General features: G+C 61.6%; 19 protein-coding genes. 11 read left to right on the plus strand and 8 right to left on the minus strand.

The genetic code is table 11. The features are described 5' to 3' along the window. The 4 genes from AC1D1Z_RS13095 to AC1D1Z_RS13110 all read left to right on the plus strand — a co-directional run. The coding region (locus AC1D1Z_RS13095; RefSeq protein WP_477850764.1) for an LLM class flavin-dependent oxidoreductase at positions 1–1,278 on the plus strand (1,278 nt) is incomplete at its 5' end. A 54-nt stretch (positions 1,279–1,332) separates the two neighbouring features. After that, positions 1,333–3,375: a prolyl oligopeptidase family serine peptidase gene (locus AC1D1Z_RS13100; protein ID WP_168298067.1), complete on the plus strand. Its 2,043-nt coding sequence runs from the start codon at positions 1,333–1,335 to the stop codon at positions 3,373–3,375. A gap of 98 nt (positions 3,376–3,473) precedes the next feature. Next, a complete protein-coding gene (locus AC1D1Z_RS13105; RefSeq protein WP_018241461.1) occupies positions 3,474–4,400 on the plus strand; it encodes a Gfo/Idh/MocA family protein in 927 nt (308 codons plus the stop codon). Positions 4,401–4,472: 72 nt separating this feature from the next. Continuing rightward, entirely contained in the window at positions 4,473–4,976 is a 504-nt protein-coding gene (locus AC1D1Z_RS13110) for a hypothetical protein (RefSeq protein WP_018241460.1), read from the plus strand. A gap of 84 nt (positions 4,977–5,060) precedes the next feature. On the opposite strand, the gene AC1D1Z_RS13115 is transcribed toward AC1D1Z_RS13110, so the two are convergent. Both AC1D1Z_RS13115 and AC1D1Z_RS13120 read right to left on the minus strand, forming a co-directional pair. Continuing rightward, positions 5,061–5,510: a DNA polymerase III subunit chi gene (locus AC1D1Z_RS13115; protein ID WP_477850767.1), complete on the minus strand. Its 450-nt coding sequence runs from the start codon at positions 5,508–5,510 to the stop codon at positions 5,061–5,063. Then, on the minus strand, positions 5,510–7,000 hold the full coding sequence (locus AC1D1Z_RS13120; protein ID WP_477850769.1) for a leucyl aminopeptidase: 1,491 nt from the start codon (positions 6,998–7,000) through the stop codon (positions 5,510–5,512). Before AC1D1Z_RS13120 ends, AC1D1Z_RS13115 begins: the two co-directional genes overlap by 1 nt. 144 nt (positions 7,001–7,144) lie before the next feature. Between AC1D1Z_RS13120 and AC1D1Z_RS13125 the strand changes: the two genes are divergently transcribed. The 7 genes from AC1D1Z_RS13125 (at position 7,145) to rsmA (ending at position 15,618) form a co-directional block, all read left to right on the plus strand. After that, a complete protein-coding gene (locus AC1D1Z_RS13125; protein ID WP_168298061.1) occupies positions 7,145–7,918 on the plus strand; it encodes a phosphatase PAP2 family protein in 774 nt (257 codons plus the stop codon). Positions 7,919–8,018: 100 nt separating this feature from the next. Continuing rightward, on the plus strand, positions 8,019–9,200 hold the full coding sequence (lptF, locus tag AC1D1Z_RS13130) for an LPS export ABC transporter permease LptF (protein WP_026188342.1): 1,182 nt from the start codon (positions 8,019–8,021) through the stop codon (positions 9,198–9,200). After that, the gene (lptG, locus tag AC1D1Z_RS13135) at positions 9,197–10,285 is read left to right on the plus strand and encodes an LPS export ABC transporter permease LptG (protein ID WP_018241455.1); all 1,089 of its coding nucleotides are present in this window, start codon (positions 9,197–9,199) and stop codon (positions 10,283–10,285) included. The genes lptF and lptG overlap by 4 nt, the downstream gene beginning before the upstream one ends. Next, the gene (locus tag AC1D1Z_RS13140; protein WP_168298059.1) at positions 10,285–12,627 is read left to right on the plus strand and encodes an LPS-assembly protein LptD; all 2,343 of its coding nucleotides are present in this window, start codon (positions 10,285–10,287) and stop codon (positions 12,625–12,627) included. Before lptG ends, AC1D1Z_RS13140 begins: the two co-directional genes overlap by 1 nt. A 184-nt stretch (positions 12,628–12,811) precedes the next feature. Then, the gene (locus tag AC1D1Z_RS13145) at positions 12,812–13,756 is read left to right on the plus strand and encodes a SurA N-terminal domain-containing protein (RefSeq protein ID WP_047621535.1); all 945 of its coding nucleotides are present in this window, start codon (positions 12,812–12,814) and stop codon (positions 13,754–13,756) included. Positions 13,757–13,762: 6 nt separating this feature from the next. Continuing rightward, positions 13,763–14,791, plus strand: coding sequence for a 4-hydroxythreonine-4-phosphate dehydrogenase PdxA (gene pdxA / locus AC1D1Z_RS13150; protein ID WP_477850772.1), 1,029 nt, complete (start codon positions 13,763–13,765; stop codon positions 14,789–14,791). Then, positions 14,791–15,618, plus strand: a complete 828-nt coding sequence (gene rsmA, locus AC1D1Z_RS13155) for a 16S rRNA (adenine(1518)-N(6)/adenine(1519)-N(6))-dimethyltransferase RsmA (RefSeq protein ID WP_047621531.1) — start codon at positions 14,791–14,793, stop codon at positions 15,616–15,618. Before pdxA ends, rsmA begins: the two co-directional genes overlap by 1 nt. 43 nt (positions 15,619–15,661) lie before the next feature. Here the strand turns inward: rsmA and gmk are convergent, their stop codons facing one another. From gmk to fabG, 6 genes are all read right to left on the minus strand, one after another. After that, the gene (gene gmk, locus AC1D1Z_RS13160) at positions 15,662–16,324 is read right to left on the minus strand and encodes a guanylate kinase (RefSeq protein ID WP_065277875.1); all 663 of its coding nucleotides are present in this window, start codon (positions 16,322–16,324) and stop codon (positions 15,662–15,664) included. 3 nt (positions 16,325–16,327) lie between these two features. After that, positions 16,328–17,215: a YicC/YloC family endoribonuclease gene (locus tag AC1D1Z_RS13165; RefSeq protein WP_018447417.1), complete on the minus strand. Its 888-nt coding sequence runs from the start codon at positions 17,213–17,215 to the stop codon at positions 16,328–16,330. 18 nt (positions 17,216–17,233) lie between these two features. Next, a complete protein-coding gene (gene mltG / locus AC1D1Z_RS13170; protein WP_026230833.1) occupies positions 17,234–18,451 on the minus strand; it encodes an endolytic transglycosylase MltG in 1,218 nt (405 codons plus the stop codon). 178 nt (positions 18,452–18,629) lie between these two features. Further along, positions 18,630–19,892 (minus strand): beta-ketoacyl-ACP synthase II, encoded by a 1,263-nt coding sequence (gene fabF, locus AC1D1Z_RS13175; RefSeq protein WP_477850776.1) that lies wholly within the window; start codon positions 19,890–19,892, stop codon positions 18,630–18,632. A 93-nt stretch (positions 19,893–19,985) separates the two neighbouring features. Then, positions 19,986–20,222, minus strand: coding sequence for an acyl carrier protein (locus tag AC1D1Z_RS13180; protein WP_003547058.1), 237 nt, complete (start codon positions 20,220–20,222; stop codon positions 19,986–19,988). Between the two features lie 287 nt (positions 20,223–20,509). Further along, entirely contained in the window at positions 20,510–21,247 is a 738-nt protein-coding gene (gene fabG / locus AC1D1Z_RS13185; protein WP_477850781.1) for a 3-oxoacyl-[acyl-carrier-protein] reductase, read from the minus strand. Between the last annotated feature and the right edge of the window lie 5 nt (positions 21,248–21,252).

The raw sequence follows: 21,252 nt of genomic DNA on the forward strand, positions 1-21,252 counted from the left end.
GGCCTGTTTCTGCAAGGGGCCGGCCACCACGTATCCGGCTGGCGTCATCCTCACGCCGAGGCGGGAAGCGAGAATTTCGACTTGCTGAGACGCGTGTCCCAGATCGCCGAAGCAGCGAAATTCGACATGGTCTTTCTGGCCGACGGATTGACCAGCGGCATCGATGCTCATCCCTCGACGATCGCGCGTTTCGAGCCTTTGACGCTGCTTTCGGCGCTCGCCGTGGTGACAGACAAGATCGGCCTCGCGGCAACCGCATCCACGACCTATGGGGAGCCCTATCACACTGCCCGCGCCTTCGCCTCGATTGACCACTTGAGCCACGGCCGGGCCGCCTGGAACGTGGTCACGACATCCTATGCCCGCACGGCGAACAATTTCTCCAAGGCGCACCCGGAGCACGATGAGCGTTACGCCGTGGCCGAGGAATTCGTCGACGTCGTGCGCGGACTGTGGGACAGCTGGGATGACGACGCCTTCGTCAAGGACAAGCAGAGCGGCGTCTATGCCGACCCTGCCAAGCTCCATGTGCTCGATCACAAGGGCAAGTATTTCTCAGTCAAGGGGCCGCTGAACATTCCGCGCACACCGCAGGGCCATCCGATCCTGATCCAGGCCGGCTCATCCGGCCCCGGCCAGGATCTTGCCGCCCGCACCGCCGACGTGGTGTTCACCGCGCAGCAGAGCCTCGAAGAGGCGCAGGCCTTCTACAAGAGCGTCAAGGAGCGCGTCGCGCGCTTCGGACGTCAGCCGGACGAGGTCGCCATCATGCCGGGCTTCCTGCCGGTGATCGGCCGCACCGCCAGGGAAGCCGCGGACAAGCTTGCAGAACTCGACAAGTGGACTGACATCAAAAGCGCCATGCCGCTTCTGGAAGAACGCATCGGCCACAGCCTTGCCGATTACGATGTCGATGGCCCTCTGCCGGACCTTCCGATCTCCGACCAGTTGCGCAGCCGTGCCGAATTGCTGACCGCGCTTGCAAGGCGCGAGAACCTGACCATCCGTCAGTTGGCGCTGCGCGTTGCCGCCGGCCGCGGCCACCATATCGTGCTTGGCACGCCGGTCGAGATCGCCGACCGGATGCAGCAATGGTTTGAAAGCCGCGCCGCCGACGGCTTCAACGTCATGCCGCCGTTTTTTCCCGAAGGGCTCGAAGACTTCACGCAGATGGTCGTGCCAATCCTGCAGGAACGCGGCCTGTTCCGCACCCAATATGATGGCTCGACACTGCGCGAGCATCTCGGCCTTGCGCGGCCGGCACTATTTTCGCCCTAACTGTGCGAAATATTGGCTAGATACACCACGTCAATGGAATCAGGCAGGCCGAACATGAACCTTCATCTCGAAACGGACGACGATCCGCGTACCCGCCAATTCATCGACGAGCATAACGGGCTTTCCGACAAGGCACTGAGAACACCGGAATTCGCTAGGGATCGCGATGAGATAAAAGCATTGATCGAACGGCAGGACAGGCTGATTGTCCCGATGCGCCGAGGCGGGTGGCTGTTCGATTTCCGGCAGAGCAAGGATAATCCGCTCGGCGTCTGGCTCCGCCTGCCCGCGGATCAGCAGCCCTTGCCCGATGCCGGCTGGGAACCGGTCTTCGATCTCGATGCCTTCTGCGTGCGCGAAGGCAAGCGCTGGAACTGGCGCGGCGCCGTCACCTGCCCATGGGAACCGACACAGGTACTGCTCACACTTTCGGACGGCGGCTCCGACCTTCTCCGCCTGCTCGAATTCGACGCCGGGCGGAAACAGGTTGTCGAGGGCGGCTTCGATACGCCGGCTGCACGATCGCATGCCACTTGGCTGAGCCGCGACGAAATCTGCTATTTCGGTTCCATCGACCGATTTTCGGCGACCCGCTCCGGATGGCCACGGGTCGGGCGGCGATTGAAGCGCGGTCAGCGACCGGAAGAGGCTGCCGTCATGTTCGAAGCAGCAGATGAGGACGTCTACGGCTTCAATCTCATCATCGACCCTGCTCTATCAGGCGCTTCGGCGGATCATGGATTGATCGACATTTTCGTCGCCGCCCACGAGATCGGCGTCGCCAGCGCTTTCCTGATCGCCAACGACGGGACGCAGGGGCGCATCGATCTGCCTAAGGAAGCCGATTTCCAGTTCAATCATGATCATTGCCTTTGGCGGGCAAAGACCGATGAGCGCGTTGCGACCGGCAGCCTCGTGCTGCAGCGCTTCGATCCCCGCTCGGAGACAGCTTTGCTTGGGCCGGAGCGGATCCTGTTTCAGCCTGGCGAGGGCCAGTCGGTCTCGCAGATGATGCTGATGCGCGAGTGGTGCGTCTTCCTCATCTCCGATCGGCTGCGTCCGCGTCTCGTGGTGCTGGACCTGACGAGGCCCGACGCCGAGCAGCGCGAAATCGCACTGCCGGCGGACATGCAGACGGCTCATTTCAGGCCGCTCCATGCGGATCTGCATCTTGGCGACGATACGCTCTACATCGTCGGCCAGGGCTTCCTGCAGCCTCCGGCCTGTTACCGCCTCGAGCTGTCGGATCGCGGCAAGCAGGCCGAACCGATTTTCGTCGCCACAGCGCCGAGCTATTTCGATGCGACCGATATGTCATCCGAACTGCTGGAGGCTGTTTCCGAGGACGGAACGAAGGTTGCCTACCGGCTGGTCCTGCCGAAGCAGTGGACCAAGGGCGCGCTGCCGGTACTGCTTTACGGCTATGGCGGCTTCGATGTTTCGCTATCGCCGAACTATTCCGGGGTAACAGGACGCTGGCTGGAGCAAGGCGGCGCCTATGTGCAGGCCTATATCCGCGGCGGCGGCGAATTCGGGCCCGACTGGTATCGCAGCGCCAAGCGGCAGGGGCGAGACCGGGCGTTTGCCGATTTCGTCGCCATCGCCCGCGATCTCGTCGCCCGCGGCTATACCGTGGCGTCGCGGATCGCCTGCCAGGGCGGCAGCAATGGCGGTCTGCTGACCGGCGTGATGCTGACGCGCTATCCCAATGATTTCGGCGCTGTCTGGTGCCAGGTGCCGGTCCTCGATATGACACGCTTCCACCTGTTCAGCGCAGGGCAAGCCTGGATGGACGAATACGGCGACCCGGAGACGCCGGTGGACCGGGATTTCATGCTCGGCTATTCGCCGCTTCACAATGTCAGGCCGGCGACCGAGGTCACCTATCCGCCGATCTATGTCGAAAGCTCAGCCAATGACGACCGTGTGCATCCCTCGCATGCGCGCCGCTTTGCCGCGCGGCTGGAGGAAGAAGGACACCGGCCGCTCTTCCATGAATTCGGCTCCGGCGGGCATGGCGGCGACGGCAACTCCGAAGAGCGCGCCGCCCGCGCAGCGATGGGTTACAGCTTCCTTCGCCAAACTATCATGCGATAGGATGTCATAGAATGGAGGAGGAGAGCTTGTCGGCACGCCTCTTTCTGATACAAACGCGTCAATAATCATACTTTTCATACAGGCTCGAGCGAAACACCATGTCTCCTATCAATCTCGCCATCGTCGGCGTCGGCAAGATCGTCCGCGACCAGCACCTTCCCTCCATCGCCAAGAACCCGGATTTCGCGCTCGTCGCCACGGCAAGCCGCCACGGCACGGTCGAAGGCGTCAAGAGCTATACGACGATCGAAGCGATGCTCGACGCCGAGCCCTCGATCGATGCCGTTTCGCTCTGCATGCCGCCGCAATACCGCTACGAGGCAGCCTATAAGGCGCTCGTCGCCGGCAAGCACGTCTTCCTGGAAAAGCCGCCCGGCGCCACGCTGAGCGAAGTGGCCGATCTCGAAGCACTGGCGAGCAAGCAGGGGGCGTCGCTCTTTGCCAGCTGGCATTCGCGCTATGCGCCGGGCGTCGAGGCCGCCAAGGCGTTTCTTGCCTCGACAACGATCAAAAGCGTGCATGTGATCTGGAAGGAGGATGTCCGCCACTGGCATCCGAACCAGGAATGGATCTGGCAGGCCGGCGGCCTCGGCGTTTTCGATCCCGGCATCAATGCGCTGTCGATCGTCACCCATATCCTGCCGCGGCCGATCTTCATCACCGAGGCCGTGCTCGAATTTCCCGAGAATCGCGATGCGCCGATCGCGGCCGACATTCACTTCCGAAATGCCGATGGCCTGCCGGTTCACGCCGAATTCGACTGGCTTCAGACCGGCAAGCAAAGCTGGGACATCGTCGCGGAGACGGCAGCCGGCCAGATGGTGCTCGCCGAGGGCGGCGCCAAGCTTTTGATCGACGGCGCGCTGAGATTCGCCGAGCCGGAGCAGGAATATCCCTCGCTCTACCGTCGCTTCGCCGAAATCATCAAGGCCGGCAAATCGGATGTCGACCTCGCGCCGCTACGCCACGTCGCCGACGCCTTCATGCTCGGCAAGCGGAAGTTCGTCGACGCGTTCCACGACTGAGGGTCGCAATAACGTCATAGAAACCGGCAAGATTTGCCGGCCTATGGCAATAATGTTCGGGGGCAGCCGCTCATGAGCAACAAAATCCGCCGCATGGGCCGATTTTTCCGCGTGTTGAAGATTGGCATCCTTGCGGTGCCGCTTCTCGGCCTTGCAGCATGTTCGGGCGAACAGGTCGTCATGCCTCCTGATGCACCGGGCGTTTCCCGATCCGAGGAATATTCCTTCGGATCGGCGACCCAGGCCCAGGATTGGCAGGCCACCAAAAAGGTGCTGGACCAACTGGAAGGGCGGTTCGGAGAGAAATCCGTGCGTATCCTGGCGCGCAATCTCGACAGCACCACCAACCCGCAGAGCATCAAGGCTTATTATGCCGAACGCCTTGTCCATCAAGCCGGCTGGGCGGAAATGCCGGTCAGCCCTTTTGCCGACAGCGCGTGGGCATTCGCTTTCGTCAGTCCGAGCGGAAAGCGGGTTTTGGCAGTGGAGGCGCTCAATCCGTCGGAAGGTGCGGGAGGGATCGTCCCCCTCAACATCCTGACGAACCTCGACGAGGACAAAGGGTCGAACGGGTAACGGCTTCCATCGGCCGGTGAGAGGGAAGTGGACGACTTCATGCAACAATTCAAAGTGTTACAGCGTCGTGTCGCGGTAAACCGCTTAGGCCTTTTTCTCCCACCGCCCCTCTGACGTCTGCTGCCAATAGGTGAGGTTATGCCCCTCGCCCTTCAGTTTCTTCCATTGCGCACGGGCGGCTTCCAGCTGCGCCTGGTCGTGACCGTCGAACATGAAGACGATTCGCTCATAGGCATCGGCCGGCGGCGGCTCGGCGCCGTCGACGATGAAACGCACGGTCGCCGCATTGGCATTGCCTGATGTCACCGTCAAAAGCACCGRCTGGCTTTCGGCAAAATCTGCCTCGTCGGTGCCGTGCGGCAGGAAGCTCTCCTCGCGGAAAGTCCAAAGATGCTGATCGAGAGCGTCACGCCGCGCCGGCTCATGCGTCTGGACGGCAACGCGCCAGCCGCGCTCGACGCATTTGTCGATGAGCGGCGGAAGCGCGTCCTCCAGCCTGGTTTCGGTCAGATGATAGAAGAGAACGTCGGTCATCAGGATTCATAATGGGCGCGAACGAGCTCGTCGAGCAGTCGCACGCCGAAGCCGGAACCCCAGGATTGGTTGATCTCATCCTGCGGCGAGCCCATCGCCGTGCCGGCAATATCAAGATGCGCCCAAGGCGTCTCCTGCACGAAGCGCTTGAGGAAATGCGCGGCGGTGATCGAGCCCGCCTGTCGCCCGCCGGTGTTTTTCATATCGGCGAACTTGCTGTCGATCAGCTTGTCGTAGTCCCTGCCGAGCGGCATGCGCCAAAGCTTCTCATTGCTCGAAAGGCCGGCTGCCGTCAATTGGGCGGAAAGCTGGTCGTCATTGGAGAACAGGCCGGCATGCACATTGCCGAGCGCCACGACGATCGCCCCGGTCAGCGTGGCGAGATTAATCATGAACTGCGGCTTGAAGCGGTCGTTGCAGTACCAGAGCGCATCGCAGAGCACGAGGCGACCMTCGGCATCGGTGTTGATCACCTCGATCGTCTGGCCGGACATCGACGTGACGATGTCGCCTGGACGCTGGGCGTTACCGTCAGGCATGTTCTCGACCAGGCCGATGATGCCGACCGCGTTGACGGCAGCCTTGCGGGAGGCGAGCACATGCATGAGGCCGGTGACGGCTGCCGCACCGCCCATATCGCCCTTCATGTCCTCCATGCCGGCGGCCGGCTTGATCGAAATGCCGCCGGTATCGAAGACGACACCCTTGCCGATGAAAGCGACGGGACGATCCTTGCCCTTGCCGCCCTTCCACTGCATGACCGCCAGGCGCGGCGGGCGCACGGACCCCTGGGCGACGCCGAGAAGAGCGCCCATCCCAAGACGGCGCATCTCCCGCTCCGTCAGGATTTCCACTTCAACGCCGAGCTTTTCCAGCTCCTTCGCCTTGGCGGCGAACTCGACGGGGCCGAGCACGTTCGGTGGTTCGTTGACGAGGTCACGGGCAAGATTGACGCCACCGGCGATCGCTTCGGAATCGGAAAACGTCTTCTTGGCACCACCCGGATCGGCTGTGACAATCGTCACCTTGACGGATTTCGCCGGTTTTTCCTCCTCGTCGCCCTTCTTTGTCTTGTAGGTATCGAAGCTATAGGCGCGCAGCAGCATGCCGAGCGCGAAATCGGCGGCCGCCCGGGCGCTCGTCTCGAGCCCGGGCACGTCGATGAAGACAGCGGCCTTATCGGTATTCTTGATTCTCGATGCTGCGGCACCGCCGGCCTTCAGCCAGTCATGGGCGGTGAGTTCGGCGACCTTGCCAAGCCCGATGACGACGATGCGATCGACGGGCGCGCCTTCGGGGGCGACAATATCGAGCCCGCCCATGGATTTCGCGGAGAATCGGGCGATCCTGGCAGCCTTGGCGATCACGCCTGCCGGGTCGACTGTTTCGGCACCGGCAGCGCTGTCGGCCTCCACAGTCTTCAACAGGATCGCCAGGCCGCCACTGAGCTTTGCCGACTTCGAGAATGAAATTTCCATCTTTACTGACATGTCTTCTCCGCTGGGATTCTTTGAAATCCGTCCCTGGCGGATAATTTCGCGTTTAGCGGGTCTGTCAATGGCTTGCGACAATTGTTATGGTCGCCCGCGGCCATCACGGCCCTCATGTTTTCGTCAGTTTCGTAGATATTCGCGTTGACAGTTTTTTCGAAAAATCGATGGCGGGACCTCGCAATCCACCTGCCGAAAACGACTTTCGGTGCATTCATGCTGCTGTTTTGGACGTGGTGGGCGCTGCTTGCCGTCTTCCGGGCTTTCCCCGAAATAGACATCTATTTTTCCCAGCTTTTTTTCGTAGGCGCAGATTGCGACGCGGCTGCCGCCGCCGGGAGCATCTGCGGCGGCTTTCCCTATCGCGACGTCGCGGCCTTCGACCTGCTGCGCACCCTCTTCTTCCGCTTGCCCTATGTGGTGGCGATCGTGATGCTGTGGAAACTCGTCGAATGCTATCAGCAGCATGGCGCAACCTTTAACGCCGAGCGGGCGCAGAAGCTCAAAGTCGCGCTCGGAACGCTGCTGATCGGGCCGGTGCTGCTCGTCAATGTCATCCTGAAGGAGCATTGGGGCCGGCCGCGGCCGATACAGACGGACATTTTCGGCGGTGCGCTGCATTTCGCCGAGGCAGGTTCGCTTGCCGGAAAATGCGTTTCGAACTGTTCGTTCATATCAGGCGAGGCAGCAAGCGCCGGCTGGCTCTTCTGCCTTCTGCTCTTCGTTCCGAAGCCCCTGCGTTATACGCTGGCGGCGCCTGTGGCGGCGATCTCGATCCTCACCCCGGCGATGCGGCTATCCTTCGGCGCGCACTATCTTTCCGACGTCGTTCTTGGATGGCTTTCATCGCTTGTCGTCTTCGCCGCGTTGCTGGCGTTAACTGAGTCGCAACAGCATCAAAAAAATTCTGAAATTTGAATGAATTTTTGACACCAGCTTGTCGCAAAAGCGCGACAAAGAGCGTAGAGGGATTCTCCTGCAAAGCCGTTTGGGCGTGCAGGTGCTTTCAAGGGCAGGCATGAAACTACTCGAGACATACATATTGCGGCGCGTCGGCCAGATGTTTCTCGTGGCGCTCCTGCCCGTTCTGGCGATCATTTGGACGACTCAGGTTCTGCAGCGCATCAATCTGGTTACCGACAGCGGCCAGTCGATCGGCTCGTTCGCCAAGCTCGCAACGATGATCCTGCCGTCGATCATTCCCGTCGTGCTGCCCTTCGCCCTCGTTATCGCGATCACCCAGACGCTGACGACGATGAACAACGATTCCGAGCTGACCGTCATCGACGCGGCCGGGGCGCGGCGCAGCGTGTTGATCCGCCCGATCCTGCTGCTTGCCGCCGTCATCAGCGTCTTTTCCTTCTTCGTCGACAACGTTGTCGAGCCGCGCGCAAAAACCGTCGTGCGCCAGATGATCGCCGAGACCTATGCTGATCTCCTCTCTTCGGTGATCGAAGAAAAGACCTTCCGCAAGCTTGATGAAGGCCTCTATGTGCAGATCTCGCAGCGGATGGCCGGCCGCATGCTGAAGGGCCTTTTCGTCGCCGACGAGCGCGATCCGGCCTACGAACTGATCTATTATGCGAAGGAAGGCGCCGTCGACGATACGGGCACGACCCTGATCATGCATGAAGGCGAAGTGCACCGCAAAACACCCGATGGCAACGTCTCGGTCATCAATTTCGATTCCTATTCCTTCGACCTCTCGGACATGACGGAGAGTCGCGGTCAGGCGACGTTGCGCGCCAGCGACCGTGACCTGTGGTTCCTGTTCAATCCAGATCCGGCCGACAAGGACTATACGATCCGGCCGCAAAGCTACCGCGCCGAACTGCACCGCCGGCTGACGGACTGGATCCTGCCCGTCGTCTTTGCCCTGTTTTCACTGGCGATCGCCGGCGATGCGCGCTCGCACCGCGAAGCGCGGCTTCATCCGATGGTGAGCGCTCTCGCCTATGCCTTCGCGATGCGATGGGCGGCCTTCTACGCGGCCAATCAGATCGACACCGACCCTGAATATATCGCCGTCCTCTATGCCATACCGATCGTCAGCAGCATCGTCTCGATCGTCTTCCTCGGCCTGCACAAACGACTGGTCATGCCTTCGTTCATTCGGGACCGGATTTCGTCTTTCTGGAGACAGATGCAGGAAAGGCTGCTTGCCGCGACCGGCAGGACCGGCGGGGGCACTGCCCAATGATGTTCGGGACATTGTCGCGTTATTTCTTTCGCCGCTACCTAGTAACGACGGGCTGGTTCCTGATCGGCGTCTCGGCGATTTCTTTCCTCCTCGATTTCAGCGAGACGGCAGGCCGCATGTCCGGTCTGCCCGGCTACACGATCAGCGGCGGCGTGCTGATGACCGCCGTGCGCCTGCCGCTCATCCTGCAGCAGACGGTGCCGTTCATCGCGCTGTTCGTCGGCATGACGGTGCTGATCGGCCTCAACCGCAAATATGAGCTCGTCGTGACGCGCGCAGCCGGGATTTCGGTCTGGCAGTTCATGTTCCCCTTCATCGCCGGCTCGCTGGCGCTCGGCCTGTTGACGATGGCGGCGCTCAACCCGCTTGCGGCCTGGGGACAGCGCCAGGCACTGCTGGTCGAATCCGACTGGCGCGGCGAGAACGCAGTTCTGCGCAAAGCCCCGCAGATTCCGTGGCTGCGCCAGATCAGTGGCCGGGACGATGTCATCATCGGCGCCCAGACGGTCCAGGATAACGGAACCAAGCTGATCGACGCCGTGCTGATCCATTTCGATTCAAGGGGTCAGGTCATTCTGAGACAGGACGCGGCCACGGCAAAATTGGAAGATGGTTACTGGCAACTTAACAATGTTGTCGAGCGCCAGCCTGGCGAAATCCCGGTGCGTAAAGCTTCGGTTCAACTTCGCACCAATCTGAAACAGGATTTCGTCCAGGAGCGGCTGACAGCGCCGGAAACAATTGGTTTCTTTGACCTTTCCAACCGGATTGCGGCGGCCAAATCCTTCGGCATCTCAACCAAGGCGTTGGAGACGCAATTCAACTCCCTGTTGTCCCAGCCATTGCTGCTGGTGGCCATGACTCTCATTGCTGCAACAGTGTCCCTAAAATTTAGCCGGTTCAACCAATCCCGCTCCGTGATTCTGGGTGGCATCCTTTCGGGCTTCATGCTTTATGTCATCACCGTGCTTGTAAAGGCATTCGGAAGCAGTGGAGTCGTGCCTCCCTTCGTGGCGACGTGGATACCGGTGGTCGTCGCGCTGGCCTTGGGTGCGACTATTCTGCTTCATCAGGAGGACGGCTAGTGGCGGTAGGCGACCGCAAGTATTTTAGTAAACAGCTGGTTGCCCTGCTCGTCGGCGCGACTCTATGTTCCTATTTCGGCAGTGTCCCGGTCTCATACGGCCAGGTCAGCGCGCCCGAACAAACGATCGAGAAGAAGATTCCTGCAGAGGCCAAGCTTCTGCTTTCGGCCAATGAACTCGTCTATAACCGTGACGCCGATCTGGTGTCGGCGGTCGGCGGCGTGCAGATCAATTATGCCGGCTACAAGATGGTCGCGCAGAAGGTCGAGTACAATCAGAAGACCGGCCGGATGACGGCGATCGGCAATATCGAGCTGGTCAGCCCCGACGGCAACCGCATCTATGCCGACAACCTTGACGTGACCGACAATTTCGCTGACGGGTTCATGAACTCGCTGCGCATCGAAACTGCCGACAATACCCGTATCGTCGCCGAAACCGGCGAGCGCGTCGGCGGCACGCAGATGATTCTCAACAAGGGCGTCTACACGGCCTGCCTTCCTTGCGCCGAAGATCCGAAGCGCGCACCCTTCTGGCAGGTCAAGGCCAAGCGTGTGATCCAGAACGGCGTGACCCACACGATCCGCCTGGAGAGAGCGCGCTTCGAGCTGCTCGGCTATCCGATCGCCTTCGTGCCGGTCATGGAAGTTCCCGACAATACGGTGAAGCGCAAGTCGGGCTTTCTCTTCCCGACGATGAGCCTGTCGCAGAATCTTGGCTTCGGACTTTCCGTTCCTTATTATTATGTGATCTCGCCGAGCATGGACGCGACGGTCACCGCCACCGGCTACACCGCCCAAGGCTTCCTCGTCGAAGGCGAATTCCGCCAGCGCTTCGAAAATGGCACGCATATCCTGCGCGTCGCCGGTATAGACCAGGCAAAGCCGGACAATTTCAGCTCCGGCACCAGCGATGCCGAAGCCGGCCAGCGTGGCATGGTGGCATCGAAGGCCGAATTCCGCATCAATCCGCGCTGGACGTTCGGCTGGGACGTCATGATGCAGAGCGACAACAACTTCTCTCGCACCTACAAGCTGCGCGGCCTGACCAGCACCGATCGTACCAACCAGATCTACCTGACGGGACTTGGGAAACGCAATTATTTCGACATGCGTGCGTTCTATTTCGACGTCCAGGATGCCGACCGGAAGAACACTGCGGAAAAACAGCAGGCGATCGTCTATCCGTCGCTCGACTATCACTATGTGGCGCCGCAGCCGCTGGCAGGCGGCGAGCTTTCGGCTGATGTCAACCTGACGAATATTTCGCGCACCCATGACGACTTCTATACCGTCGACGGCTTCGACCGCTTCCGCGGCCTGAAGGGTCAGACCTCGCGGCTGACTGCCGAGCTGCAGTGGAAGCGCACCTACGTCACGCCGACCGGCCTGGTGATCACGCCGCTGCTGGCCGCGCGCGGCGACGCCTTCGCGCTGAACATGGACGATCCCACAGGTTACGCCGGCAACTACGACGACGGCAATGCCGCCACCCGCTCGATGGTCACGGCCGGGCTGGAGATGCGTTATCCGATCCTGATGACGACTGACAATAGCACTCATGTCCTCGAGCCGATCGCACAGATCTATGCCCGGCCCGACGAGCAACTCGCAGGCCGCCTGCCGAACGAGGATGCGCAGAGCTTCGTCTTCGACGCTACCTCACTGTTCGACCGCGACAAATTCTCGGGCTACGACCGCGTCGAAGGCGGTACACGCGCCAATGTCGGCATCCAGTACACCGGTAGCTTCGACAGCGGCTACAAGCTGCACGGCATTTTCGGCCAATCGTACCAGATCGCCGGTCAGAACTCGTTTGCGACCGATGACCTCGTCAATGTCGGCGCCGATTCCGGCCTTGAAACCACTCGCTCCGACTATGTCGGCCTCGGTGGCATCGAGACACCGTACGGCGTTTCCGTGACCGCCTCCTACCGCCTCGACGAGAAGGATTTCGATTTCCGCCGCGGCGACCTGACGACGGCCTACCAGAACGACACCTTCTCTTCGCAGGTGACCTTCACCCATCTCAGCGCCCAGCCGGCATATGGCTTCGACGAGGACAATGACGAGATCCAGACCAGCAGCAAAATCAAGTTCAAGGATTACTGGTCGATTTTCGGCGGCATCGCCTGGGATCTGAACAATGATGTGATTAGCCGCCGGACGCTTGGCCTGTCCTATGAGGACGAATGCACGATCTTCACGATCGCCTATACCGACAGCAGGGATTCCGACGACGAGTCGGCAAGCGACTGGACGATCGGCGCGCGGCTGACCTTCCGCACGCTCGGCGACATCAAGGTCGGCTATTCTGGAGACAGCTCGGATGGCCTCAACTGACGGACGGCCGGCGGAAACATGGCCTGAAGCCATTCTTTCGCCGTAAGCCTGTGCAGGACATTGCCGCCAGTCGGTATCTGAGGCATAGGGGTTTCGCGCCGTGATGGAAGCGATTTCCGCGTGTCTCGCACTGTGGTAAGAACGCCGCGAACAACGTCTCGCGGCGCTATCGGGAGGTCATCAGATGATTGACGCGAAAAAGGCCATAACCAAGTTCCTCGCCGGGGCAGCGCTTGCATTGCTGACAGGCCTTGCCGGTCCAGCGCTTGCGGGAAGTGAAGTCAAGGCCGTGGTGAACGGCACCGCCATCACCAGCGGCGATGTCGCCAAGCGCCAGGCCTTCCTGCGCCTGCAGCATACGAAGGCCGATGCCAAGGCTGCTGAGGAGCAATTGATCGACGAGGCGCTCAAGCGGCAGGAGGTCGCCCGCGTTCATATGTCGGTTTCGCAGCAGGACGTCGATGCGTCTTTCGCGCGCTTTTCGAGCGGCAACAAGCTTTCCCCCGAGCAGATGTCGCAGATCCTCGATCGCGCCGGTGTCGGCGTCGACCATTTCAAGGGTTTCATCGCCGTGCAGATGAGCTGGCCGCGTGTGGTCAACGCCCGCTACGGCTCGACGTCGCGGCTGTCGAACTATGATCTCGTCTCGCGCATGATGCAGAACAACAAGCAGAAGCCGGTGACGACGGAATATATGCTGCAGCAGATCATCTTCGTCATTCCGCAAGCCAAGCGCGGGGCCATCACCGGCAAGCGCAAGGGCGAGGCCGAGGCGTCGCGCTCGAAATTTCCGGGTTGCGACCAGGCAAAGGTGTTTGCCGCGACGATGCGTGACGTTTCCGTGCGCGATCTCGGCCGCATGCTCGCCCCCGAGATCCCGCCGGATTGGAAGCCGTTGGTGGAGCAGGCCAAGGGCAACACAACAGGGACCCGCGTCACCGACAAGGGCGTCGAATACCTGGCAATCTGCAGCCAGCGGCAGGTCTCCGACGACCAGGCCGCCGAAATGGTCTTCCGCCAGGAAGATCTCGACAAGTCCAAGGGCGGCAAGGACGCCGGCCCGGAAAACGAAAACAGCAAGAAATACCTGGATGAACTGCGCAAAAAGGCGCAGATCGCCTATCGCTGACCGACAATGGTGATACCGTTTTCGCGACCGCTTGCGCTGACCCAGGGCGATCCCGCCGGCATCGGGCCGGACATTACTCTGATGGCCTGGCTCCGGCGGCGTGAACTCGGGCTGCCGCCTTTCTTCCTGATCGGCGATCCTGATGTCTTGGCGCTGAGAGCCCGCCAGCTCAATCTGGCGGTTTCGATCCGCGAGACCGATAAAGCCAGCGAGGCCGCCGGCATGTTTGCCGACGCGCTGCCCGTCATGACCATACCGGCCGGTATCGAGGTGGTGGCCGGCGAGCCGCATGCGGCAACGGCGAAAGGCACGATCGCGGCGATCGAGAAAGCCGTGTCGCTTGTCATCACCGGCGAGGCGCTCGCGGTCGTCACCAATCCCATCGCTAAAGCCGTGCTCTACGAGGCGGGTTTCCGATTTCCCGGCCATACCGAATTTCTCGCCGATCTCGCCGCCCGGGCGACCGGCCGGCCGGTGACACCGGTGATGATGTTATCAGGACCGAAGCTCCGGGCGATTCCCGTCACCATCCACATTCCAGTCCGGGACGTGCCGCAGGCGCTGACAGGCGAACTGATCGTGGAGACCTGCCGGATCGCCCATGAAGACCTGAGGCAGCGTTTCGGCATCGAGACGCCGCGGCTCGCCGTTGCCGGCCTCAACCCGCATGCGGGCGAAGGTGGGGCGATCGGCAAGGAGGACGAGGATATCATCCGACCGGCGATCGAGCGCCTGCGCGGCGAGGGCATCGATGCGATCGGCCCCCTGCCCGCCGATACGATGTTCCATGACGAGGCGCGGGCGCGATACGACGTCGCCGTCTGCATGTATCACGACCAGGCACTGATCCCAGCCAAGGCACTTGGTTTCGACGACAGCATCAACGTGACGCTCGGGCTTCCCTTCGTGCGCACCTCGCCGGATCACGGCACCGCTTTCGGCATCGCCGGCAAGGGACTGGCGCGCGAGCAGAGCCTTGTTGCGGCGCTGAAGCTCGCCGCCCAACTCGGCCGCAGTGCGGAAAGCCGCCGCTGATGGCAGCACTCGATGGCCTGCCGCCGCTTCGCGACGTGATCCAGCGTCACGGCCTCGACGCGCGCAAGGCGCTCGGGCAGAATTTCCTGCTCGATCTCAACCTCACCCAGAAGATCGCCCGCACGGCGGGGGCGCTCGACGATGCGACCGTTTTCGAAGTCGGCCCCGGCCCCGGCGGGCTGACGCGCGCGATCCTGGCGCTCGGCGCCAGGAAGGTTATCGCCATCGAGCGGGATACACGCTGCCTGCCGGCGCTCGCCGAGATCGCTGATCATTATCCCGGCCGGCTGGAGGTGATCGAAGGCGATGCGCTGAAGACGGATTTCGAGACATTGGCGCCGGAAGGCCCGATCAAGATCATTGCCAACCTCCCCTACAACGTCGGCACGCAGTTGCTGGTCAACTGGCTGCTGCCGAAAGCCTGGCCACCGTTCTGGCAGTCGCTGACGCTGATGTTTCAGAAAGAAGTCGGCGAGCGCATCGTCGCCAACGAAGACGACGACCATTACGGCCGTCTCGGCGTGCTCTGCGGCTGGCGAACAGAGGCACGCATGGCCTTCGACGTGCCGCCGCAAGCCTTCACGCCGCCGCCGAAGGTGACTTCGACGGTCGTGCAGCTGACCCCTCGCGAAAACCCGATCCCCTGCGTTGTCGCCAATCTGGAAAAAGTGACGCAGGCCGCTTTCGGCCAACGTCGCAAGATGCTGCGCCAAAGCCTGAAATCGCTCGGCGGCGAGAGCCTGCTTGTCAAGGCCGGGATCGATCCGGCGCGGCGGGCGGAAACCCTATCTGTCGCGGAATTCTGCCTTCTGGCAAACAGCCTGTAGGGCAATTCCAGGAACGTGCGAAGCGGTTTTCCCAGGAGCTGCTCTAAAGCGACGGCGTCTCTTCCAGCAATGCACGGACGAAGTCGAACATGCCATGGCGGCGGTCGCGGCGCAGGCGTTCGGCCTTGACGATCGACTGGACGGCGTCGAGGGCGGCGTTGAGATCGTCGTTTATGATGACGTAGTCGTATTCGCGCCAGTGGGCGATCTCGGCGCGGCTATTGGCGAGGCGCGTCTGGATGACCTCCTCGGAATCCTCGGCACGGCGATGCAGCCGCGACTGGAGTTCCGTCATGGTCGGAGGCAGCACGAAGATCGAGACCACGTCGGCCGACATCTTCTCCTGCAATTGCTGGGCGCCCTGCCAATCGATGTCAAAGAGCATGTCGCGGCCTTCGGCCATGGCCTGCTCGACCGGCTCGCGCGGTGTGCCGTAGAAATTGCCATGCACCTCGGCCCATTCGAGCAGCGCGTCGCTATCGCGCAGCCGCTCGAACTCGCGCACACTCTTGAAGTGGTAATGCACATCCTCGACTTCGCTCGGGCGGCGATGACGTGTGGTGACGCTGACGGAAAGACCGATTTGCCTGTCGGTCTCCAGAAGCGTGCGCGCGATGGTGGACTTGCCGGCGCCCGACGGCGACGAGATGACAAGCATCAGACCGCGGCGGGCGATCTGCACGGGCGAGGATTTCGCCGGGTTCATGTCTTACTCCAAATTCTGGACCTGCTCGCGGAACTGGTCGATCACGACTTTCAACTCGATGCCGGCAGCGGTGACCGCCGAGGCGTTCGACTTCGAGCAGATGGTATTCGATTCGCGGTTAAATTCCTGTGCAAGGAAGTCCAGCCGGCGCCCGGCAGGCCCACCTTTCACCAGGAGATCGCGCGCTGCGGCGACATGAGCCTTGAGACGATCGATTTCCTCGCGCAGATCCGCTTTGGTCGCCAGCAGTGCGGCTTCGGCATGCAGCCTGTCGCGGTCGAGTGCGGCCATGCCATCCATCAACAAGGCGACCTGCGCGACCAGCCGCGCGGCGATCTCCTGCGGCGAGCGAGACGGATCGAGCTCGATCGTTCGTGTCAGGCCTTCGATCGTCGTGACATGGTCGAGGAGGATACGCGTCAGCGCCGAACCTTCCTGTTCGCGCATTGCTCTCAGATCGGAAAGCGCGGCCAGCAAGCCGGCAGCGATCTCGGCGTCACGGGCGGCAAGCGCCTCCTCGCCATCCTCGCTTTCGCGGAATTCCACGATGCCGCGCACCAGGAGCAGCGTATCGAGCTTCAGCGGCGCCGGGTCGATGACACCGTCCAATTGCTCGCGCATAGCCAGCACCGCAGCGAGCGCCTCCCTGTTCAGCACCGCCTCGAAACGGTTCTCGTCGGCGGTGACGGATAGCGATGCCTGCAGGTTGCCGCGGCTGAAGCTTTCGCCGGCGAGACGGCGGACGTCTGCCTCCATGCGCTCGAGGCCAGGCGGCAGGCGCAGGCGCAGGTCGAAGCCCTTGCCGTTGACCGAGCGCAATTCCCATGCCCAGCGCCAGCGGCCGCTCGTTCCCTCGCGCCGTGCAAAACCGGTCATGGACTGCAAAGCCATGCGTGCCTCCCGAAAGTATCAGTTGATCTTCTTTTTCTTCGGCGGCACGACGGTGGCGCCATTATCCGCCGGCTGCTCTTCCGGCTGGCCGTCGACTGCGATGTTCGGGTCCGAGCCCTTGTCGGCTTCGAGCTTGCGCCAGCGCTTGACGTTGGCATTGTGCTCCTCGAGCGTCGCAGCGAAAACGTGGCCACCAGTGCCGTCGGCGACGAAATAAAGGTCCTGTGTCTTCCAGGGATTGGCGACGGCTTCCAGCGCATCCTTGCCGGGATTGGCGATCGGCGTCGGCGGCAGACCCTTGATGACATAGGTGTTGTAAGGTGTGTCCCGCTTGAGGTCCGACTGGTAGATGGGCCGGTCGGCGGGTTTGCCCTCGCCGCCGAAGAGACCGTAGATGATCGTCGGATCGGACTGCAGGCGCATGCCCTTGCCGAGCCTGTTCAGGAAAACGGAGGCGACATGGGCACGCTCGTCGGGAACGCCGGTTTCCTTTTCGACGATCGAGGCGAGTGTCACGAATTCCACTTTGGATCGCAGCGGCAGCGAGGAGTCGCGCTTGTCCCAGATCTGATCGACGAGCTTCTGCTGCGCAGCCGCCATCTGGTCGATGATCTCCGCGCGCTTGGTGCCGCGCGAGAATTTGTAGGTATCCGGACGCAGGCTGCCCTCGGTCGGCAGTGCGGCCGGCAAGTCACCTTCGAGCACGGTATCCTGCAGCATGCGGTCGAACATCTGGCGGACCGTCAAGCCCTCAGGGAAGGAAACGGAATAGAGAATGGACTTGCCCGATTTCAGAAGCTCCATGATATCGCTCATGGAGGCCTTCGCCTTGATCTCGTACTCACCCGCCTTCAGGCTCTCACCGGCAGAAAGATGCGTTGCCGTGAGATAGCGGAAAATGCGGGCATCGCTGATGATTGCGTTGCGCTCGAGGTTCGAGGCGATTTCGGCCAGACCAGCGCCGTTGCGGACGATGAAATTGGTGTTGGTCTGCAGCGGACCCGGGTTCCGATAGGTCGATGTGGCATAGTAGAAGCCGATGACGGCGACGACGCAGACCAGAACCGCCAGCGTCATGATGAAGTTCAGGAAAAGAACGACCTGGCCGCGGGCTTTCCTGGACCGCCGCGGCGGCTCCGGGACACGCTCAGGACGCAGGGCTTCGTTCGGCGACTTCGGGATGATCGGTCCCTTCTGCGCCTGGCTATCGTTGCTCTGGTTCGTCGTATCGCTCACCGGCAATCCTCTAAAACTTGACCCTCACTTCGCTATTTCGCGAAGCAATGCGGCAAAAGCAGGTTCTGCCGCCGTTCAAAGACGCCGTTGCCGGTCGTTATGCTTTCGCACGCCCTCCTACGCAACGTAGAGGACGGCCGGTTGCGGTGTAAGGGAGACCCGCCACCGCACAGGACTTTTATTGCGCGTAACGGCGCAGCACGAGCGACGCGTTCGTGCCGCCGAATCCGAACGAGTTGGACAGCGCCACATTGATTTCCCGCTCACGAGCCTTATGCGGAACAAGATCGATCGCCGTCTCACGTTCGGGATTGTCGAGATTGAGCGTCGGCGGAGCGATATTGTCGCGGATGGCGAGCGTGGTGAAGATCGCCTCGATGGCGCCGGCTGCACCGAGAAGGTGTCCAGTCGCCGACTTGGTCGRAGACATGGAGATCTTCGACGCCGCGTTGCCGACCAACCGCTCGACGGCGCCGAGTTCGATCGTATCGGCCATGGTCGAGGTACCGTGGGCGTTGATGTAATCGATATCGGCCGGCGTCAGCCCGGCGCGCTTCAGCGCCATCGCCATGCAGCGGCCGGCACCATCGCCGTCTTCGGACGGCGCAGTGATGTGATAGGCATCGCCTGACAGGCCGTAGCCGACGATTTCGGCGTAGATCCTGGCGCCGCGCGCCTTGGCGTGTTCCAGTTCCTCGAGCACGACGATGCCGGCGCCTTCGCCCATGACGAAGCCATCGCGGTCGCGATCATAGGGGCGCGAAGCCTTCTGCGGGTCGTCGTTGTGCTGGGTCGACAGCGCCTTGCAAGCGGCAAAGCCTGCAAGCGAAATGCGGCTGACGGGGGATTCCGTGCCGCCGGCGACCATGACGTCGGCGTCACCCAGCGCGATCAGCCGCGCGGCATCGCCGATCGCATGCGCACCCGTCGAGCAGGCGGTGACGACCGAATGATTGGGTCCGCGCAGCTTGTGGCGGATCGAGACCTGGCCGGAGACGAGGTTGATCAGGCGGCCGGGAATGAAGAAGGGCGAGATACGGCGCGGGCCCTTGTCGCGCAGGGTGTAACCCGCCTCGACGATGCCTTCGATACCACCAATGCCAGAGCCGATCAGCACGCCGGTGGCGATCTGGTCCTCATCGGTTTCAGGATGCCAGCCGGCATCGGCAAGCGCCATGTCGGCGGCGGCCATGCCGTAGATGATGAAGGGATCGACCTTGCGCTGCTCCTTCGGCTCCATCCACTGATCGACATTGAAGGTGCCGTCGGTGCCGTCACCGATAGGAATACGGCAGGCGATCTTGGCGGGAAGGTCATCGACCTCGAATTCGGTGACGAGGCGGGCGCCGTTCTGACCGGCAAGCAGCCGCGACCACGTCACCTCGGTTCCGCATCCCAAGGGTGATACCATGCCGGTACCGGTGATGACGACACGTCTCATCGCGTGCTTTCCCCCGCCTCTTATGTTCTATGGAGAAGTATGCCGAAAAGAAAAGGGCGGACTCCAGGCCCGCCCTTTCTCAAATTCACAGGATCAGGCCTGGGCCTTCTCAATAAACTTCACTGCATCGCCGACCGTCAGGATCGAGTCGGCAGCGTCGTCAGGAATTTCAACGCCGAATTCTTCTTCGAAAGCCATGACAAGTTCGACCGTGTCGAGCGAGTCAGCGCCCAGATCGTCGATAAAGCTGGCGCTCTCGACGACCTTGTCGGCATCAACGCCAAGATGATCAATAACAATTTTCTTTACGCGTTCTGCGATATCGCTCATGTCGGTTTCCTCGACCTTATGTCCTGATCGGAATGCCATCGCGGCACCCCTACCCTGTTTCAGCCTGCGATGTTTTCAGACATCCTCGGCAAACTCGTTTACCCGGCTTCAGAGATGTCCCAGGCTTGCAAAATAGCCCGCCGGTCCGTCTGCTTTCTCGGGACGACTGTTGACAGTCATGGCCCGCTTAACATGCTTTATGTCTGCCGCAAAGCCAGAAAATCAACGGTTCGTGATTGCTCAACATGCTATTGGCGGAAATATTCCCATGCCAACAGTTTGTCGTTTCAGATCATCGCCATGCCGCCGTTTACGTGCAGCGTCTGACCCGTCATGTAAGCAGCCTCGGAGGACGCAAGGTAAGCCACCGCCGAAGCGACCTCGCCGCCCGTGCCCATGCGCTTCATCGGGATCGCCCCCATGATCGCTTCMTTCTGCTTGTCGTTCAGCTTGCCGGTCATGGCGCTCTCGATGAAGCCCGGTGCCACGCAATTGACCGTCACGTTGCGGGTGGCAATTTCCTGCGCCAAGGACTTGGTGAAGCCGATCATGCCGGCCTTGGAGGCGCAGTAATTGGCCTGCCCTGGATTGCCGGTGACGCCGACGACGGAGGTGATGTTGATGATGCGGCCATAGCGGCGACGCATCATCGGATGCGTCAATTCGCGCGTCAGGCGGAACGTCGATGTCAGGTTCACTTCGAGGACGGCGTCCCAATCCTCGTCGCTCATGCGTACAAAGAGCCCGTCGCGGGTGATGCCGGCATTGTTGACGAGAATATCGACGCCTTCGAGGTCGGCTTCGGCCTTCTGGCCGAGCGCCTTGACCTCATCGCGGTCGGACAGATTGGCCGGGAAGATCTTGACGCGCTCGCCGAGATCGGCGGCCAGCGCTTCCAGTTTCTCGACGCGGGTGCCGTGCAGGCCGACGATAGCGCCCTGCTTATGAAGAAGGCGGGCGATTTCCTCGCCGATACCGCCGGATGCGCCGGTGACGAGAGCCTTGCGGCCGGAAAGATCGAACATGGAAA

This window comes from Rhizobium sp. P1_E1 (assembly GCF_056406015.1).

Excerpts from the sequence above, each read along its gene's own strand:
- AC1D1Z_RS13100 (WP_168298067.1), top strand. The coding sequence starts at position 1,333 with ATGAACCTTCATCTCGAAACGGACGACGATCCGCGTACCCGCCAATTC.
- AC1D1Z_RS13105 (WP_018241461.1), top strand. The coding sequence starts at position 3,474 with ATGTCTCCTATCAATCTCGCCATCGTCGGCGTCGGCAAGATCGTCCGC.
- AC1D1Z_RS13110 (WP_018241460.1), top strand. The coding sequence starts at position 4,473 with ATGAGCAACAAAATCCGCCGCATGGGCCGATTTTTCCGCGTGTTGAAG.
- lptF (WP_026188342.1), top strand. The coding sequence starts at position 8,019 with ATGAAACTACTCGAGACATACATATTGCGGCGCGTCGGCCAGATGTTT.
- lptG (WP_018241455.1), top strand. The coding sequence starts at position 9,197 with ATGATGTTCGGGACATTGTCGCGTTATTTCTTTCGCCGCTACCTAGTA.
- AC1D1Z_RS13145 (WP_047621535.1), top strand. The coding sequence starts at position 12,812 with ATGATTGACGCGAAAAAGGCCATAACCAAGTTCCTCGCCGGGGCAGCG.
- pdxA (WP_477850772.1), top strand. The coding sequence starts at position 13,763 with ATGGTGATACCGTTTTCGCGACCGCTTGCGCTGACCCAGGGCGATCCC.
- rsmA (WP_047621531.1), top strand. The coding sequence starts at position 14,791 with ATGGCAGCACTCGATGGCCTGCCGCCGCTTCGCGACGTGATCCAGCGT.
- gmk (WP_065277875.1), bottom strand. The coding sequence starts at position 16,324 with ATGAACCCGGCGAAATCCTCGCCCGTGCAGATCGCCCGCCGCGGTCTG.
- AC1D1Z_RS13165 (WP_018447417.1), bottom strand. The coding sequence starts at position 17,215 with ATGGCTTTGCAGTCCATGACCGGTTTTGCACGGCGCGAGGGAACGAGC.
- AC1D1Z_RS13180 (WP_003547058.1), bottom strand. The coding sequence starts at position 20,222 with ATGAGCGATATCGCAGAACGCGTAAAGAAAATTGTTATTGATCATCTT.